Source organism: Acidobacteriota bacterium, from assembly GCA_020853395.1.
GTDB lineage: Bacteria > Acidobacteriota > Vicinamibacteria > Vicinamibacterales > SCN-69-37 > JADYYY01.
Genome location: JADYYY010000016.1, coordinates 75,646 through 93,611 on the forward strand (window position 1 = coordinate 75,646; position 17,966 = coordinate 93,611).

At 70.9% G+C, this 17,966-nt stretch carries 14 protein-coding genes; 6 read left to right on the top strand and 8 right to left on the bottom strand.

All coding sequences use genetic code 11. From position 1 onward, the window contains the following. Window positions 1-78: 78 nt before the first annotated feature. Window positions 79-1,830, top strand: a complete 1,752-nt coding sequence (cysC, locus tag IT184_15135) for an adenylyl-sulfate kinase (protein ID MCC7010139.1) — start codon at window positions 79-81, stop codon at window positions 1,828-1,830. A gap of 63 nt (window positions 1,831-1,893) precedes the next feature. On the opposite strand, the gene IT184_15140 is transcribed toward cysC, so the two are convergent. The 5 genes from IT184_15140 to IT184_15160 all read right to left on the bottom strand — a co-directional run bounded on the left by IT184_15140 (window position 1,894) and on the right by IT184_15160 (window position 8,581). Then, window positions 1,894-3,150, bottom strand: a complete 1,257-nt coding sequence (locus tag IT184_15140) for an aminopeptidase (protein ID MCC7010140.1) — start codon at window positions 3,148-3,150, stop codon at window positions 1,894-1,896. A 44-nt stretch (window positions 3,151-3,194) separates the two neighbouring features. After that, on the bottom strand, window positions 3,195-3,743 hold the full coding sequence (locus IT184_15145) for a protein tyrosine phosphatase family protein (protein ID MCC7010141.1): 549 nt from the start codon (window positions 3,741-3,743) through the stop codon (window positions 3,195-3,197). Window positions 3,744-3,820: 77 nt separating this feature from the next. Next, window positions 3,821-4,786, bottom strand: coding sequence for a hypothetical protein (locus tag IT184_15150; GenBank protein MCC7010142.1), 966 nt, complete (start codon window positions 4,784-4,786; stop codon window positions 3,821-3,823). Between the two features lie 13 nt (window positions 4,787-4,799). Further along, the gene (locus IT184_15155) at window positions 4,800-6,143 is read right to left on the bottom strand and encodes a DUF1552 domain-containing protein (protein MCC7010143.1); all 1,344 of its coding nucleotides are present in this window, start codon (window positions 6,141-6,143) and stop codon (window positions 4,800-4,802) included. Next, window positions 6,140-8,581: a DUF1592 domain-containing protein gene (locus tag IT184_15160; GenBank protein ID MCC7010144.1), complete on the bottom strand. Its 2,442-nt coding sequence runs from the start codon at window positions 8,579-8,581 to the stop codon at window positions 6,140-6,142. Before IT184_15160 ends, IT184_15155 begins: the two co-directional genes overlap by 4 nt. A gap of 148 nt (window positions 8,582-8,729) precedes the next feature. On the opposite strand from IT184_15160, the gene IT184_15165 reads away from it, so the two are divergent. The 5 genes from IT184_15165 to IT184_15185 all read left to right on the top strand — a co-directional run bounded on the left by IT184_15165 (window position 8,730) and on the right by IT184_15185 (window position 14,904). Further along, window positions 8,730-9,815, top strand: a complete 1,086-nt coding sequence (locus tag IT184_15165) for an alpha/beta hydrolase fold domain-containing protein (protein ID MCC7010145.1) — start codon at window positions 8,730-8,732, stop codon at window positions 9,813-9,815. Window positions 9,816-10,015: 200 nt separating this feature from the next. Further along, on the top strand, window positions 10,016-11,566 hold the full coding sequence (locus tag IT184_15170; GenBank protein MCC7010146.1) for a C40 family peptidase: 1,551 nt from the start codon (window positions 10,016-10,018) through the stop codon (window positions 11,564-11,566). Window positions 11,567-11,752: 186 nt separating this feature from the next. Further along, entirely contained in the window at window positions 11,753-13,450 is a 1,698-nt protein-coding gene (locus IT184_15175; GenBank protein MCC7010147.1) for a sodium:solute symporter, read from the top strand. Between the two features lie 53 nt (window positions 13,451-13,503). Continuing rightward, entirely contained in the window at window positions 13,504-13,701 is a 198-nt protein-coding gene (locus IT184_15180; GenBank protein ID MCC7010148.1) for a hypothetical protein, read from the top strand. 435 nt (window positions 13,702-14,136) lie between these two features. After that, window positions 14,137-14,904 carry a glucose 1-dehydrogenase gene (locus IT184_15185; GenBank protein ID MCC7010149.1) on the top strand — a complete coding sequence of 256 codons (768 nt, stop codon included), beginning with the start codon at window positions 14,137-14,139 and terminating at the stop codon, window positions 14,902-14,904. A gap of 188 nt (window positions 14,905-15,092) precedes the next feature. Here the strand turns inward: IT184_15185 and IT184_15190 are convergent, their stop codons facing one another. The 3 genes from IT184_15190 to IT184_15200 form a co-directional block, all read right to left on the bottom strand. Further along, a complete protein-coding gene (locus IT184_15190) occupies window positions 15,093-15,461 on the bottom strand; it encodes a four helix bundle protein (protein MCC7010150.1) in 369 nt (122 codons plus the stop codon). A gap of 301 nt (window positions 15,462-15,762) precedes the next feature. Beyond that, window positions 15,763-16,914 (bottom strand): hypothetical protein, encoded by a 1,152-nt coding sequence (locus tag IT184_15195; protein ID MCC7010151.1) that lies wholly within the window; start codon window positions 16,912-16,914, stop codon window positions 15,763-15,765. A gap of 12 nt (window positions 16,915-16,926) precedes the next feature. Next, window positions 16,927-17,955 (bottom strand): metallophosphoesterase, encoded by a 1,029-nt coding sequence (locus IT184_15200; protein ID MCC7010152.1) that lies wholly within the window; start codon window positions 17,953-17,955, stop codon window positions 16,927-16,929. Window positions 17,956-17,966 lie beyond the last annotated feature (11 nt).

Sequence of the window (17,966 nt, forward strand, 5' to 3'; positions counted from 1 at the left end):
ACGCGCGGCTGCTGCGGTCGTGCTGGCTCTCGATGCGCGAATGCAGTACAAGGAACGTCCAGACGGCAGATCGCCGACATGTCCGACGTCCCGCCACCCGTCGTGCCCGCCTCGAGCGCCGCGCGCGATCGCCACCGTGCGCGCGCTCTGCGGATCGCCGTGTGTGGTGCCAGCCGGCACGGGAAGAGCACGCTGATCGATCGCCTGCGGGATCGGTTGCCGCCCGCCCTGGACGGTTCGACGTTCACCGAGCTCGCCGATTCGGCGTCCGGCGGCCCTTTCGCGCACGAGGTGGCGAGACGGGCACCCGCGCCGGACGCCGTGCTGATCGTCGTCGACGCGCGGCACGGGATGGTCGACGAGACGCGGCGCCAGGTGCTGGTCGCTTCGCTCGCCGGCGTTCGGGCCGCGATCCTCGTCGTCACCAAGGTGGACCTCGCCGGCTACGCGGAGTCCCGCTTTCGCGACGTTGCGTCGAGCGGCGTGGCGTTCGCGTCGGCCGTCGGGCTGCCGGAGACGATCGCCATCCCGGTCGCGGCGCTCGACGCCGAGAACGTGATCGCAGCCGGCGCGCGCATGGGCTGGTGGCACGGCCCGTCGGTCGCGGGCGCGCTCGACGCGCTCGACCGTGACCGCATCGATGGCCGGCCCACGCCGCTGCGCCTGGCAGTGGAGGACGTGGCGGTCGAGCCGGGCGGGTGCCGCATCGCCGGAACGCTGACGTCGGGCGTGCTTCGCCCCGGCGACCGCATCCGCGCGCAGCCGTCGGGGCGTGAGTCGTCCGTTCGCAGCATCGAGATTGGCGCCGTGTCGTTGCAGGAAGCGGAGGCCGGCGCGTCCGTCGTCGTGCGCCTGGCCGACGAGGTCGGCGTGCGGCGCGGCGATCTATTGTCGGCGGCCGCGGCGCCGGCGGAGGTTGCCGATCAGTTCGAGACCACCATCGTGTGGATGGGCCGTGAGCCGCTCTTCGCCGGCCGTCGATATGGGCTGGCCGCCGGCGGCGATCCGGTGCCGATGCAGGTCACCGACCTGAAGTACCGGTTCGACCTCGAGACGCTGGCGCATGCGGCCGCGAGAACGCTGGCGGTGGGCGACGTGGGCGTCTGCAACGTCAGCCTCGATCGGCCGATGCCGTTCGACGCGGCGCGCGAGCATCTCGGTACGGGCGGCTTCTCCATCGTCGATCCGGCCAGCGCGGCGGTGCTCGGCGCGGGCTTCGTGCACTTCGCGCTGCGGCGCGCGCACAACATCCACGCCCAGCCGACCGACGTGGACAGACGGGCACGGGCCGCCCTCAAGAAGCAGCAGCCGTGCGTGCTGTGGTTCACGGGGCTGTCCGGCGCCGGCAAGTCCACCATCGCCAACCTGGTGGAAGCGCGGCTGCACGCCATGGGCCGGCACACGTACCTGCTCGACGGCGACAACGTCAGGCACGGGCTGAGCAAGGATCTCGGGTTCACGCCGGCCGATCGCGTGGAGAACATCCGCAGGATCGGCGAGGTCGCGCGGCTGATGGTCGACGCCGGGTTGATCGTGCTGACGGCGTTCATCTCGCCGTTCCGCGCCGAGCGGCGGCTCGCGCGGAGCCTGCTCGCCGACGGCGAGTTCCTCGAGGTCTTCGTCGACGCGCCGCTCGCCGTCGCCGAGTCGCGCGATCCCAAGGGCCTCTACGCCAAGGCGCGGCGCGGCGAGCTGCGAAACTTCACGGGCATCGACTCGCCGTACGAGACGCCAGAACGCGCGGAGCTGGTGCTGAAAACGGACGAGCTGTCGCCCGAGGAGTCCGCCGGCCGCGTGATCGCCCTGCTGAGGGAACGGCGGAGGATCTGACGACGCCATCCAGGAATTTCCGAGCTTCGTCGACGATCGCCGGCGGGTGTGACCACGTCTGCCTCACGGCGTCCACTCGCCCGCCCGCATGACCGGTTCGAGGCTGCCGTCGGCGCGTACGCCGTCGACGTCCAGCTCGCCCGATCCGATCATGAAGTCGGCGTGGGCCGCACTGCGGTTGCCGCCCGCGCGCTCGAACTCCTCGTCCGTCATGCACTCGCCGTTCTCGAGCGTGAACCGGTAGGCCGACCCGAGCGCGAGATGGCTCGCGGCGTTCTCGTCGAACAGCGTGCTGTAGAAGAGCAGCCCCGACTGTCCGACCGGCGAGCTGTGAGGCACGAGCGCGACCTCGCCGAGCCGGGCGGCGCCCTCGTCGGTCGCGACGAGCTGGCGCAGCATCTCTTCACCCGTACGCGCGTGCAGATCGACGACGCGGCCGTGCTCGAAGCGGAGGGTGAAGTCCTCGATGACCGTGCCGCCGTGGACGAGCGGTTTGGTCGCGCGCACCGTGCCATCCACGCGCAGCCGATCCGCCACCGAGAACACCTCCTCGGTCGGCAGGTTCGGGGTGAACCGGATGCCTTGCCGGCTGGCGGACTGGCCGGCCACCCAGACGTGGCCGTCCGGGAGCCCGAGCGTGAGATCGGTGCCGGGACCGCGATAGCGGAGCGCGCGATAGCGCGCGCGGTTCAACCCGTCACGCCGCGACGCCAGCTCCGCGAGGTGCTGCTGCCACGCGGCGACCGGATCCGCCGAGTCCACCCGGCAGAGCCGGAAGATCGCGTCCCACAGGCGCGGCATCTGCTCGGCCGCGGGCGCATCGGGGAAGACCTTGGCGGCCCAGCCGGGATCGGCGGCCGCGGCGACGCACCAGGGCGCGGCGTTGCGGGAGAGCAGCTCGCGGAACGGCCGCACGCTGCGCGCCGTGGCGAGCTGCAGCGCTCCGACGAGATCGGCTGGCTGACCGCTGAGGTAGTCGGGGTCGTTCGCGTAGATGGAGAGCACGGCGTGCCCGGCCTCCACGTGCTCGACGAGCGCCTTCGGCAACCAGCCCGAGTACGCGCCGAAGGTGTCGCGGCGCGCGTGCGCGAACCGCACGAGCTGCAGCGCCTCGTCGCCCCAGACGGCCTCCACGAGCTCGGCGCCCGCCTCGTACGCGCTGCGCGCCACCGCGCGCACGAGCGGCGCGGCCTCGAGCGACGCACCGCCGTTGGCCAGTGGCCCGACGATCAGGAGCCGTTGCCCGCCGCGCAGGTCGAGGCCGATCCGCACGACGAGGTCGCCATACGCCTGGAGCAGACGATCGAAGGACGCGGGCATCACGAAAGTGTATCGTGGCGCCCGCGCCGGCGCGGTCCCTCGCGCTAGTTGGCCGGTAGCGGCGGCTGATGATCGGCGATGTACTTGCGCGCGAAGTCCTCGAGCCGCTTGTTGTTGAGCCCGATCTTGTGGGCTTCCTCGGCGGCCGCGTCCACCGTCCAGTGGTCGCGGAGCACGCGCCGGATCATCCAGAACGCGCCGACGCGCACCGCGGCGGTGCAGTGGATGAACATCGGGCGGTTCGACGGGCTGTCGGTCAGCGTGAGGAACGCGTCCACCTGTTCGGGCTGCGCGTCCGGGAACACGACCGGGATGTTGAAGTACTTCAGGCCGGCGTCCTTGACGGCCTGCATTTCCTCTTCCATGCGGTACTCGCTGGGCGTGCGCAGGTTCAGCACGGCCTTGACGCCTTCGGCTTTCAGCTTCGCGAACGCCTCCGGCTTCGGCTGGCCGCCCGTGCAGAACTCCGTGTTGACCCGCAGGAAGTTCCTGATCGAGCCGCCGAGGTCCGCCGCCTGGGCGAACACGGCATGCGGCGCCAGCACGAGCAGCGTCAGCAACGGCAGTGTCCCTCTGAATCGGATGTGTCGCATGTGTTCACGTCGGAGCGTGCGCTCCGCCTCCTTTCGAAACCCGGTCGATCTGGATCCTCGGCGCGCTCGGGCTCGTGTCATCTGCCCCGTGCGGGCGCCGGCGGCGCCGGCGTGGCGCTGGCGAGCTTCAGCAGCGCGGCGCGCGCCTCGGGTGCCTTGCCAGCCGCCACGGACAACATGCGGCTCCGGCCGGCTCCGGCGGTGTGCGCGAACGCGCCGCCAGGACCGAGGTTGACGTTGCCCGCCGCGCCTGCATCGAGGAGGCCCGATTCCGGCTTCACCGCATAGTGCACGGCGGCGAGATCGTCCAGAGGCACCTCGTACGGCGGCGTCTTGAACGCGCGATAGGCGTCGACCGCCGGATGCGCCGGGAACCCGGCGAACGCCTGGTCCAGCACGTCGGTGCCTGCCTTCAAGCTCGCGCCGACGTCTGCGCCGCACACGGCGATCGGCGTCGGCCAGTCCGAGAAGATCCGGAGGAGCGCCGGCAGATCCTGACGCACGGCGGACGTGTCGGTCACGACGAGGCGCTTCACGCGCTTGGCGTACTCCTCGCGGGTGCCGGGCAAGTCGAGCGTGCGGGCGAGCGACGTCGCCGGCGCGCTCAGCACGACCACCGACTCGGCGCTGAAGGTGACGCCGTTGCGGATGACCGCCTCGGCCTGTGACGTGTCGGCGATCCGCTGCAGGCCGCGCCGGTACAGCGGTTCGCCCGCGCCGTTCCGGCGAGCGACCGCCGCCCTGACCATCGGCGGGTCGGCCGGCATCGGCTCCGACACGGTCAGGCCGACGGCGAGCGCCTGGTTGCCGTTGCGTTCGTTCGGGACGAAGAGGCGCACGATGAGGTCGCAGAAGACCGCGGCCTCGAATCCCGCGCCCGAGACGCAGACGGATCCGACGCGCGCCAGGCGCTGGTCGGCCATCGCGCAGAGCATCGCGAGGGCCAGCGCCGCGTCGGGCCGCTGCATGGCGGTGACGTAGACGACGCCGATGGGCGGGGGCCCGGCCGGGCCGCGCCCCTGCTGGGGGCTCGCGTCGATCATGCCGCGGCCATGCTCAGCTCAGCGACAAGCCGTTCAGCCGGCCGGTCGAATCGCCCACGTGCTCGCCGCGGACGCCGGCGTGCTCGATCATCGTCGCGAAGAGATTCGTCACCGGCGTCTCGCGCTGATACACGATGTGCCGGCCTGGCGAGACGAGGCCGCCGCCGCGGCCGGCGAGCAGCGTCGGCAGCCGATCGTGCGTGTGGACGTTGCCGTCCGACAGGCCGCTGCCGTAGCAGACGAGCGAGTGATCGAGGAGCGACCCGTCGCCGTCGGGCGTGGCCTTCATCTTCTTCAGGAACTCGGCGAAGAGCGTCGCGTGCAGCACGTTGATCTTCCGCACCTTCTCGAGCATGTCCATGTTGCCCATGTGGTGCGTGAGCGGATGGTGGCCGTCCGCGACGCCGATCTCCGGATAGGCCCGCACGGATCCTTCGCGGCCGACGAGCAGCGTCGAGATGCGCGTGACGTCGGCCTTGAACGCCAGGATCAGCATGTCGGTCATCAGCCGGAAGTAGTCGGGGAACTCCGCCGGCACGCCGAAGGGCTTCTCCATTCCCGGATCGATGACCATCCCCTCGGTCTCGGCCACGGCCACCTGCCGTTCGATCTCGCGCACCGAGGTGAGGTACTCGTCGAGCTTGCGGCGGTCGCTGCCGCCGAGCGTCTGTTCCAGGCCGCGGCGGCTGTCGAGGATGCCATCGAGGATGCTGCGGCGCATCGACAGGCGCCGCGCCCGCGCTTCCGGCGGTTCGGCGACGTCGGTGCCGAAGAGCCGCTCGAACAGTTGGCGCGGATCCGAGATGGGCGGGAGCGGCTGGGTCGGCGTCTTCCACGACACGTTGTACGCGTACGCGCACGAGTAGCCGCTGTCGCAGTTGCCGGCGAGCCTGGCCTCCTCGAGGCCCAGCTCGAGCGAGGGCAATCGCGTCTCGCGGCCGATCGCGTTGGCCGCGATCTGATCGGCGGAGATCCCGAGCTTCAGGTCGGCGCCGGCGGTCTTGTACACCTCGACGCCGGTCATGTAGGAGCCGAGCGCGCGGCCGTGGTCGCCGGCACCCGCCTGCAGCGGCCGGCCCCAGTGCGTCGTCAGATTCGACAGCACGAGGACGTCCTGTTTCACCGGCTCGAGCGGGGCGAGAATCTCCGGCAGCGCCGTGAGCGCGCCCTCCGCGCCGGGCGTCCAGCCGCGCATGTCGATGCCGTTCGGCAGGTAGAACCACGCGAGCCGCAGCGGGCGCGCCGCGTTCGTCCGCGCGAACGCGGGCGTCATCGCGTCCAGGAACGGCAGGCTGATGACCGCGCCCATGCTCTTGAGCACGGTGCGGCGGGAGAGCGTCTTGCGCGTGGCGATCATGGACGTCGAGCCTCCTCCGCGGCCGGACGGGCCGGACCGCGGCGCTGCTGGAACGGCGTGCTTTCGACTATGGCGAGCACGAGCGCCTGGAGCCGGAACTCCGCGGCCGTCGTCTGCCGGACGATGGCGCGGATGGCGGGGCGATCGAACGGCTCCACGCCGCGGCCGAGCGCGTAGGTGAGCATCTTCTCGGCCAGCCCTTTCGTGAAATCGGGCGCGCTCTCGAGCAGCAGCGCCTTCAGCTCGGCCGGCCCAGAGAACGTGCGGCCGTTCGGGAACGCGCCGCTCGAGTCGATCGGGAACTTGCCGTCGCCGGTCCGCCACTTGCCCGTGGCGTCGTAGTTCTCCAGCGCGAAGCCGAGCGGGTCCATGCGCGTATGGCAGCTCGCGCAGATCGCCTGCGTCCGATGTGCTTCCATGCGCTGGCGCAGCGTGCCGGCCGTGCCGACGGCCGCCTCGTCGAGCGCGGGCACGTCGGCCGGCGGGGGAGGCGGCGGCGTGTTGAACACGTTCTCGAGCAGGTACTTGCCGCGCAGCACCACGGACGTCCGCGTGGGATAGGCCGAGACCGTCAGCACGCTGGCCTGTGTGAACACGCCGCCGCGCTGGTCGGTCGAGAGCTCCACGCGGCGGAACTCCGGCCCCTTCACGTCGCCGATGCCGTAGTGACGGGCGAGCAGCTCGTTGAGGAACGTGTACTTCGCGTCGATGAAGTCGGTCACCGGCCGGTCGCCGCGCAGGATCGCGTCGAAGAACATCGTCGTCTCCGTCCGCATCGCGTCGCGCAGCTCCGGCGTCCACTCCGGGTAGCGCTCGGCATCGCGCGTGATGGCGTCGAGGCTTCGCGTCTCGAGCCACTGGCTGCCGAAGTGCTCGGCGAGCGCGCGCGACTTCGGATCGGCCAGCATGCGCGCGACCTCACGGCGCAGGACCGCGGGCTCGTGCAGCCGGTTCGACTCGGCGAGACGCAGCAGCGGCTCGTCCGGCATCGAGCTCCAGAGGAAGTAGCTCAGCCGCGAGGCCAGCTCGACGTCTCGCAGCGGCGCGATCCGTCCGGGCGCGGGATCCCGCTCGATGCGGAACAGGAACGACGGCGACACGAGCATGGCCGTGAGCGCGAACTGCAGGCGCTGGCGCGGGCCGTAGCCGGCGGCCTGCGCCCGGTCGTACACCGCGAGCAACTCGTCGGCGTCGGCCCTGGTCACCGGCCGCCGGTACGCGCGATGGGCGAGCGCCTCGAGGATGCGGCGGGCGCAGCCGCGCCCCTGATCCGGAGGGCAGACGAGCGCGGGGTTCGCGGCCGCGACGGGCGACGCCGGGGCGTACGGGCCGGCGACGTCGATGAACTCCGGATAGATGTTCTGGGCCGGGTTGCGGCGCGAGGCGACCGGTATCCGTTCGAGCGTGGTGTCGTCGACGAACTCCGCGCGGAACACATGGCGGTTGCCCGTGAGGAACACGCGGGCTTCCTCGACCGCGCGCTGCGTGGCGCCGCCCTGCCGGTTCACCGCGCTGATCTGCACGGGCACCTGGGCCGTCCGGATCGGCCGGCCATCGACCGAAATCCGCACCGTGACGGGCGGGTCCGCCTCGCCGCGGTGCCCGGTGATCGCGACCTTGACGATGTACTCGGCGTCGTGGGCGAGCACGTCCGACAGCTCCACGGCGTTGTCGCCGATGCGGCGCACCTTGGATCGCCGCGTGAAGATCGCCGGCGACGGCAGGGGATCGCCGCCGACGAGGCGCGAAGCGATCTGCTCGGCGGCCGCGAGGTACTTCTGCATCAGCGTCGGCGACACCGTCAGGACGTCGCCGATCGTGTCGAAGCCGTACCCCGAGTCGTCGGGCGGAAACTCCTCGGCGGCGTCGAAGTCGATGCCGAGCAGGTCGCGGATCGTGTTGCCGTACTCGACGCGGTTGAGCCGGCGCGCCGTCACGCGCCCCGGATCGGGTGGCATCCGAAGGTCAGCCTCTTCGAAGGCGCGATCGAGGTACGCGACCATCGCCGCGCGGTCGCGTTCCTCGAGCGGCTCGAAGTTGGGATCCGGCTGCGGCATCTCGTACGACCGCACCTTGGCGAGGATCGTTTCCCACTCGTTGCGGTGGGTGTCAATCGACTCCGGCCAGAGGTACGTCTCGATCGGGGCGTTCGCGATTCGGTTGTGGCACTGCGAGCAGATGTACGTGAGGACCGGTTCGACGTCGCGCGCGAACTCGGCGGCCGTCAGCCGCGGCGCGGCCTCGGGCGGGCGCCCCGTCGTCTTCGCCGTCGTGCCCACCGAGGCCGCGGCCGCCGGCGCACGTCCCGGCGCCGTACGTTCGCCCGCCGGCGCATGGCTCACGGCCGGCGCGGGGCGCGCGCCGGCGGATGCGGCGGCGTTGCCCGGTGTGGATTGCCCGGCTCGAACGGCCAGGGCCGCCGACACGACGGCGACCATGGCTGCGCTCAGTCGGAGGCTTGCGGGACGCATCATCCGGGCACCCTGCACGAGCCGCCGCGCGCTCCTGACATGGCGCGTCCGGCCGTTCGGTCTGGCGTAGAATGCCTGCCACCCTATCACAGACCAGGGCCGATCGAGAGGTCCGATGCGCAGACACAGGCAGCCTTCTGCACTCGTCGTCACGTTCGCGATCACGCTGTCGGCGGCCGCGGGCGCGGCACAATTGCCCGCCGGGCTGACCCCGGCGCCGCCGCCGCAGTCGATCCCCGAGCCCGGTCCGGCGACGGCCGGGCCGTACGCGCCGCGAGCCATCCTGCCGGGTGGCGTGGTGGTGACGCTGTACCCGCCCGGCTCTCCGTTCCTGAAGGCCGACCGGGTTCGCGAACCCGAGGTCTACAACATGACGGCCAACGTCCCCGGCCGCATCCAGAGCATCGTCAACATCCACAACCCGTCGATCGAGTTCCACCCGGCGGATCGAGGCACCAGCACCGGCGCCGTCGTCATCCTCGTCGCCGGAGGCGGACACAACACGTTGAACGTCGGCACCGAGGGCAGCGACTTCGTGCCGTTCTTCTACCAGTACGGCGTCGGCACGATCATCCTGCGCAACCGGCTCCGGCGCGATGGCTACGATGCCCAGACCGACGCGGTCTACGACGCCGAGCAGGCGATCCGCATGGTGCGGGCCCGTGCCCAGGAATGGCAGGTGGATCCGCGGAAGATCGGCATCATGGGCTTCTCGGCAGGCGCCGAGCTGGCAGCGCCCGCGGCCGTGAGCTACCCGGCGTTCGAGGCCGCGAACGCGAGCGCCGCGGACCCGCTCGCCGGCATCAGCGCGCGGCCGGACTTCGTCGTGCTCGTCTATCCGGGACCGACGCCGTTCGCGCGGAACCCGGGGACCGCGATCCCCGCCGACGCGCCGCCCGTCTTCATCACGAGCGCCGGCTCGGGCGACGCGCAGCACGCCATCTGGGCCGACGAGCTCTTCGCGGCGTTCCTCAAGGCGCGCGTGCCCAACCTGGAGATGCACATCTACGGGAATGGCGTCCACGCCAACGGCATGAAGGACCGGGACGGCACGCCGTTCGGCACGTGGCACGTGCGGCTCGTCGACTGGGTCCGCGATCTCGGCTTCCTGCAGAAGCCGGGCGTCGAAACCCGCGCTGCACGGGATGTCGCCGCGTATCGGGCCGCGCGCGAGCGGCGCGCGACCAGCGGGTCGAACTGACGCCCCGAGCCCTCTGGCCCGTTCGTGGGGTCGGCGGGCAGGCCGGCCGGCGCTACACTGCAGCGGCCACGACGATGAGGCTCAGCGTGCCCCGGCGACGCCGTTTCCAGGCGACCGCACTCCTTGTCGCGGGCGCCGCGGCGTGTGCGCCACCTTCGACGCCCGCGCCAGGAAGTCCGCCGGCCGTGGCGGCTGCCGGCGTGACGCCAGCGGCATCGCCCGCTGCCGGCGCGCCGCCGGCGATGGCGGTCGCGTCTGGATCGAGTCCGGCGGCTGCCGTCGTGCCCAAAGTCGTGCCCAACGTCGCACCCAATAACGCCGCACCGCCGGCACCTGCGGCCGAGCCGGCGGGCGCGGCGTCGCTCGACGTGCCGGAAGACGGGCTCTCGACGACGCCTCCCGGTACGCCGGTGGATCGCGAAGCGGCGCTGCGCACGGAGGTCGAGGCCTGGAAGCGCGTCCCCTATCGCGACAACGGCCAGACACGGCGCGGCATCGGCAACGCCGGCTTCGTCCGCGCGGTCGTCAAGGTCACGCTCGGCGCGGACATTCCCGACACCTACGACGAGCAGGTCCGCACGGGCAAGCTCGTCGAGCGCGATGCGCTCCAGCCAGGCGACCTCGTCTTCTTCGAGGGCAGCGGTTTCGGCCCGTTCCGATCGCACAGCGTCGGCCTCTTCCTGGGCGGGCGCGACGTCGCGCTCGCGCGGAAAGAGAGCGGCGTCACGATCGTCAGGCTGAGCGATCCGACGTGGTCGTCGAAGTACAAGACCGCGCGGCGGGTGCCGAGCGGCGCCGTGGCGCCGCCCGTCTTCGATCTCGCCACGTACGGCTCGGACCGCGCCCGGCTGCTGCGCGACATCGCGCAGGCCTGGACGGGCGTGCTCTATCGCACGGGCGGCAAGACGTTCGAGGGCATCGGCAACGACGAGTTCGTCCGCGAGGTGTACGGTGCGATCTACGAGACCGATCTCGAGGGCGAGCCGAACGACTGGCAGAAGATGGGGCAAGCCGTCGCCCGCGACAAGCTCGAGCCCGGCGACATCGTCATCTACGACGCGGGCGGCATCGGCCAGATCGTGAGCCAGCGTCATGCCGGGCTCTATCTCGGCGGCGGCGAGATCGTCGCCGCGGTGCGCGGGTCGGCCGTGCGGGTCGTGAAGCTCACCGACCCGAAGTGGTCGCGCGCCTACAAGGGCGCACGCCGCATCGACCCGGACGTGCTCGCGCGGCTCGAGGAAGCGCGCGAAGAGCGTGCAGCGGCGCGGGCAGGCCGCGGCGCCGTGCCGGAGGCCGGCAGCGCGTACCGGCCATCGGCGGCGACTGGCGCCGTCGTGCCGATGTCGCCGCACGTCGTCAGCGAGCCGGAACGCCGCCTGCGCGACGTGACCGAGACCTGGCGCGGGACCCCGTACAAGCTCGGCGGCACGTCGCGATCCGGCATCGACTGCTCGGCGTTCTCACGCGTCCTCTACCAGGCCGTGTACGACGTCGAGCTGCCGAGGACGGCCGAGCAGCAGGAGCAGCTCGGCACGAAGGTCGATCGCAAGACGCTACGGGCAGGCGACTTGATCTTCTTCCGCACGCAGGGCATGGGCCCGTTCTTCAAGAGCCGTCACGTCGGCGTGTACTTGGGCGGCGGGCAATTCGCCCAGGCGTCCGGGCGACGCGGGGTGACGGTTTCCAGCCTCGAGAACCGCTACTGGAGCCGCAAGTACCATTCGGCCCGGCGCGTGGCGCGTCCAGCCTGACGGTTGGGCCGGGCGCGCCGTTCTCGTAGAATGGCGGCGATGACCGGCATCCAGCGCAGCTACTGGAGGGTGCTCGCCGTCTGGCTCCTGACGCTCGCCGGCCTGTTCGCTTTCCAGCAGTACTTCTCGTGATGCGGCGGCGCCGGTCGTTCCTCGGGCCAGGGCGCCCCACCGCTCGCGCCTGACATGCACGCGCTCGACTGGATCGTCCTCGTCGGCGTGATGGGCTGGATCGTCTGGGACGGCATGCGCCGGACCAAGGACAGCGGCCAGCTCGCCGGGTACTTCCTCGCGAATCGATCGATCCCCTGGTGGGCCGCCGGCCTGTCGGTCATGGCCACGCAGCTCAGCGCGATCACGATGATCGGCACGACCGGACAGGGCTACACCGACGGCATCCGGTTCATCCAGTTCTACTTCGCGCTGCCGCTCGCGATGATCGTGCTCTCGGTCACGCTCGTTCCTTTCTTCTACCACTCCGGCGTCTACACCGCGTACGAGTACCTGGAGCGCCGCTTCGACGGCAAGACCCGCAGCCTGACCAGCCTGCTGTTCCTGCTCTCGCGTGGGCTGTCGTGCGGCGCGGTCGTCTCGGCGCCGGCCGTCGTGCTCTCGCTCGTGCTCGGCTGGGACCTGACGGCGACCGCGCTCGTCATCACGATCCCGGCCGTCGTGTACACGATGGTGGGCGGCGTGCAGGCGGTCACCTGGACCGACGTGAAGGTCATGTCGCTCACGGTCATCGGCCTCGTCGCCGTGATCGCCGTCGCCGTGCTCGGGTTTCCGGCCGGGGTGAGCATCCCGGACGGCTTGCGCGTGGCAGCCGCGACCGGCCGCCTGCGCACGTTCGACTTCTCGTTCGACCTCGCCAACCCGTACACGTTCTGGTCGGGCACGATCGCGGCGCTGTTCCTCTTCTGTTCGTACTTCGGGACGGACCAGAGCCAGGTCCAGCGCTATCTCACGGCGCGATCGGCCGACGAGGCGCGGCGCTCGCTGCTGATGAGCGCCTACTGGAAGATCCCGCTCCAGTTGCTGGTGCTCCTCCTCGGCGTGATGGTCTACGTGTTCTACACGTTCAACGCCCCGCCGCTCATCTTCAGCGCCGTGCACAGCCGGCAGGTCATGGAGAGCGCCGCGGCGCCCGCCTTCACGGCGCTCGAGCTCGAGTTCGGCGCCGCGTACGACGCCAGGCGCCAGGCCGCGGAGCGGTACGTCGAGGCGCGCCGTGCCGGCGACCCGATGGCCGCCGCGCTCGGCGCCGACCGGCTCCGCGTCCAGGACGCCGCCGTCGACGATGTGCGCCGCCGAGCGGCGGAGCTCGTGCGCGAAACGGCGGGCGATCGCCAGTTCTCGGACGTCAACTACATCATCCCGACCTTCATCCTCACCCGGCTGCCAGCCGGCGTGGTCGGCCTGCTGATGCTCGTCATCATGCTGTCGGCGACCGATACGATCGCCGGCGAGCTGAACTCGCTCGCGACCGCCACCGTCATCGATTTCTACAAGCGCTGGTTCCGGCCTGCGGAAGCGGACGGCCACTATCTCATCGTGTCGAAGGTGGCGACGGGGCTCTGGGGGCTGTTCGCCTGCGCGGTGGCGGTCTGGGCCGCGGCGCTGGGCTCGCTGATCGAGGTCGTCAACCGGTTCGGGTCCTTCTTCTATGGCTCGATCCTCGGCGTGTTCATCCTGGCCGTCGGTGTGCCGATGGCGACCGGAACCGGCGCGTTCGTCGGGCTGATTGCCGGCATGAGCGCGGTCGCGTGGGTCGCGTCGTTCACCCGCATCGCCTTCCTCTGGCACAACGTCGTCGGCGCGGTGGTCGTCGTGATTGCGGGCGTGATCGTGAGCCGCATCGAGCGCGCGATCGCGCCTCGCCGGTAGCGGCCGACGCAACCAGGCGGAGCCGCGCTGATGAGCCCGTGGAGGAAGGACTGATGCCGTCCCGCAGGCGCACGCAACTTCGAGTGCTGCTGGCGTGCCTCGTCCTGCAGTACGGCGTGCTGTCGGGCGCGCCCGTGCGGAAGGAAGAGCTGGACGAGCTTCGCCGGGCGCTCAGCGCGCCGGCCATCGCCGAGGTCCAGCGCAAGGAGGGCGATCCGCCCGACGACGCCACACGGGTCCTCGAACCGTGACCCGTGTGGCGACCGACACCTGCCTACCGGCGCCGTCCGGCCTTTCGCTTGCCAACCGGCTTGCGAGCCGACCGGCCTCGGGCCGGAGCCGCTTTCCGGGCGGCCTTCGCGGCCTTCCGCGGCGCGGCGGCCTTCCTCGATGCGGCCTTTCGCGGCGCGGCCTTGCTGCTCCTGGCAGCGGGCTTGGCTTTGGCTCGGCGGGCGGCGGGTCTCGCCGCCGGCGCCGCCGGCCTGGCCGGCCGGGCCTTGCGTTTCGGCGCTGACTTGCGTGCGGCTGGAGCGGGCGGTGCCGGCATCTCTGCCGGCTGCGCGGCCGCTCCTGCGTCGGTGGCCGTGTTCGTGTCGGGTCCTTCAGTCTGCTGTGTCGCCATAGCACCTCGCGTGCGCAGAGTATAGAGGAAGTGCGATGCCGTCGTGAGACGATAAGCGCCGATCATGACCAACTTCCTCGATCTCCATGGGCGCATCGCGCTCGTCACCGGCGCGTCGTCCGGGATCGGCGCCGCGACGGCGCTCGTGCTGGCGGATCTCGGCGCCGCGGTGGCGATTGGCTACTACCGCAACGACGCCGGCGCGGTGGCGACGCGCGATCGCATCGTCGCCGCTCACGGGCGATCGGTGGCGTTCAAGGCCGACCTGCGGCGAACCGACGACGTGCGGGCGCTCGTGGACGAGACGACGGCCGTGCTCGGCCCGATCGACATCCTCGTGAACAACGCAGGATCGCTCGTCGTCCGGCAGCGGCTCGCCGATCTGACCGAGGAGCGCGTCGACGAGGTGCTCGCGCTCAATCTCAAGAGCGCGATGTTCGCGTCGCAAGCCGTCGTGCCGTCGATGGCCGCGCGGCGTCGCGGCGCCATCGTCAACGTGGCGTCGATCGCCGGCCAGAGCGGCGGCGGGCCGGGCGCCGGCGCGTATGCGGCCGCCAAAGCCGCGTTATCGGCCCACACCAAGTCGCTCGCCCGCGAGCTGGCGCCGCAGGGGATTCGCGTGAACGCCGTCGCGCCGGGCGTGATCGACACGCCCTTCCACGAGACGTTCTCGACGCCGGACGCGATGCGCGCGTTCGTCGCGAACATCCCGATGGGCCGGATCGGCACCGCCATGGAGTGCGCGACCGTCATCGCGTTTCTCGCGTCCGACGCCGCGAGCTTCGTCACGGGCACGACGGTCGACGTGAATGGAGGACAACTGATGAGGTGAGAAGAGACCTGTCAGGGCAAAGGGCAGAGGGCAAAGGGCGAAGGTAAAGGGGGAAGGGAAAAGGAAGGGAAGAAGGGAAAAGGGAAAAGGCAGGGCAGAGGGAAGAGGGCAAAGGACGAAGGCAGGGCAGAGGACGAAGGCAGGGCAGAGGGCGAAGGCAGGGCAGAGGGCAGAGGTAAGGCAGGCGCCTAGCGTTCGCGCAGCCGGCGGACCGACGTGGTGAGCATGGCTACGAACTCGCGGGCCTCGGTTATGAGTGGCTCGACATCGGATGTCAGGGCTGGTCTCGTGGCGGCGATCAGGCGCAGCCAGTACAGCGTTTCGCGGGATTCACGCAGGGCGATGGCGTACTTCGTGGCCATGTCGCGCCGGCTGAAGGCGACCTGGCCTTCCTCGATGTTCGCGCCGATCGACGCGGCGGCTCGGAAGGATTGACGGGCCATGTGGGCCAGATCGTCATCTCCATGCCTGGCCGTCATCTGCCGGCACAGGTTCGAGACGCCCACCGAGAAGTTGAACGCCCGCCCCGCCAGGTCCTGCCTCGTCCGCTCCGCCACGCCCACGAGTGCGGCAGGACTCGTGCCGACGCATCTTCTCAGAGCATCCCTTCGCTGGCATCGCCGGTTGGCAATTCCTGCAAACGTTCACCGCGCGGACCATGGCAAGAACTGCGTGCGGGTCTCCCTTCCCTTTGGAGCGCGTTTCAAAACTCCCGCGGCGTGGGTGGCGCCGGACGGGGCCGTCCCGCGTGGCGCGCAGGCGACGCCCATGATCACGCGCGTCGCGCCGAGCACCACGTGGGGCTGTCCGGCGACAGGCCCCGCGCGCGCCGAGTGTTGAAACACCCGCCCTTTGCCCTTACATCATGCCTTCCTTCACACAGCCGTTGACGAAGGCGGCGCGGGCGGCGGCCGGCGAATCGATCACCTTGTAGAACTCCTCGAGGTAGGCCTTCGACTGGGACCGTGACGCGTCGTTGAATTCCGCCTGCTGATCGTAGAGCGCCATGATCGCGGGGCGGGCGGTGCGGAATCGCTCGAAGTAGGGCGCAAGCTCCTCGAGCGGCCGGCACGGACCTCGATAGACGCGCTCCCGGACGGATCGGTGGTGGAACACCGTCCGATCCACCACGGCGTAGATCGTGTTGACGAGGCCCGAGTAGTCGAAATCGTAGGGCACCGGGAAGCGGCGGCCGTCGGGACGCTCCACGACGTCGACGTTGTGAAGCCCATAGAGCGACACGTCGGTGTTGCCGATCATGTACTCGAAGAGCGCGACGAGCGTGAAGTAGTCCTGGTCCACGTGCCGGAAGCGGAGCCCGCGGTCCTGCCACACCCGTCCGCCCAGCCGCCGAGCCACGTCGTCATCGTCCTCGAGGAAGAGCCCCAGGCGCGTGGCGATCGGCTTGCCGGTGGCGCCTTCGACGTAGGTGCCCCGCGCCAGCCGCGCGCGGAACGACATGGGCGTGAGCACGTTGAGGACGCGGTAGACCGTGTACTCGCGGATGACGTACTGCTCGAACGTGGCGTTCGAGCGGCAGTGCGTGCCGAGCTTGATGGCGCTGTGCCCTTCGAACAGCGTGCCGGCCACCTGGTTCTTCACGAACTCCAGGCGAAGCGGGGAGAAGTCGCAGAGCTTCGGGTTCCGCCGCGAGTGACCGCGCCCGCGAACCCGCACCGGCATGGACTTCGGCGTGCCGTCGGCGTCGGTGAAGGTGAGCGTGCCGGGGAACGTCTGCGTGCTGGCCGGGTTGCGATCGCGATCGACGGCGCGGAAGTCCGTCGTCAGCGTGAACTCGAGCGTGCGGCTGTCCTGGAACAGCCGGCGCCGCTCCGCGTCCACGCGCCGCGCGTTGAGTGTCTCGGCGCTCGGCCATGCCGGCGGACCGGCTGGCTTGGCGGCCGCCGGCGCGTTCGACCCGGCCGGCGCCGGCGCCTGCGTCGCTGCGGGCACTTGGCCCATCGTCAGCGCGACAGTCAGCAGTCCGAACGTGGCAATCCACGGTCGCATGCGTCCTCCTGGTCAGCGGGCGGCAGCCGCCGCGGGTACGGGGAGCGGCGGAAGACGGCCGAGCAGCTCGCGGCCTTGCGGATAGATGGCCGTCGCAGCGTCGCCGACGAGCTCCAACGCGGACGGCCGGCCCGTCGGTACGTACTCGGGCTGCATGCCCGTGTCGATGACGAACACGCGGCCGCCGAACTTCACGGCGATCCGGCCCGACTCCTGCGGCGTGTGCGCGACGACCATCGCGCGCGCCTGCTGTCCCGCGAGGATGGCGTCGACCTCCGGCGCGAAGGTGTCCGGCCCTTGCGCGAGACCCCGGTACCAGAGCGGGCCGTCCGATCGCATCGACCACGCTTCTGCCGGGTTCGCCGTCGTCGCCGCCATGTCGTCGGTGATGTCGCGGCGAATCCTGTCGTTGATCTCGCCGCAGGAGAGGGCGGCATCGGCCGGGCTGATCCCGCCGTGCACGAAGACGACGTCGTTGATGCGCACGACGGCGTTCAGCCGGCGCAGATAAGCCCCGTACGTCTCCCTCGCGCCGAACGCGCGGATCATCTCGAGCGCGCCGAGCGGCTGGCTGGCGAAGTGTTTCTTGAGCTGCGGATCCTCCACCGCGTCCACGAACTCGGCGCGGAGCGCGGCGGACGATCGGGTCGCGAACGCCTGGTACTCGCCTGCCGTCGTGTAGCGGTAGTCGCCGACGAGCCGCATCACCTCGTGATTGCCGAGCAGCACGTGTACCCGGCCGCCGGCCGAGGAGGCCTCGCCCTCGAGCCGCCGGTACAGATCGAGGACGCGCCTCGAGTCCGGGCCACGGTCGACGACGTCGCCGACCTGGACGAGATGCGTCTTGCCACCCGACCATCGCAGGCGATCGGTGACGACACCCGCGGTGCGCAGGATCTGGACGAGCTGGTCGTAGGCGCCGTGCACGTCGCCGATCGCGACCACGCGCTGGACGCCGGTGAATTCACACTCCGGGCCGCGCGCCGCCGAGGCTGCCTGGAGCAGGCTGGCGAGCGCGGCCACGACAACGAGTCGCCGCATGGGAACGGTCT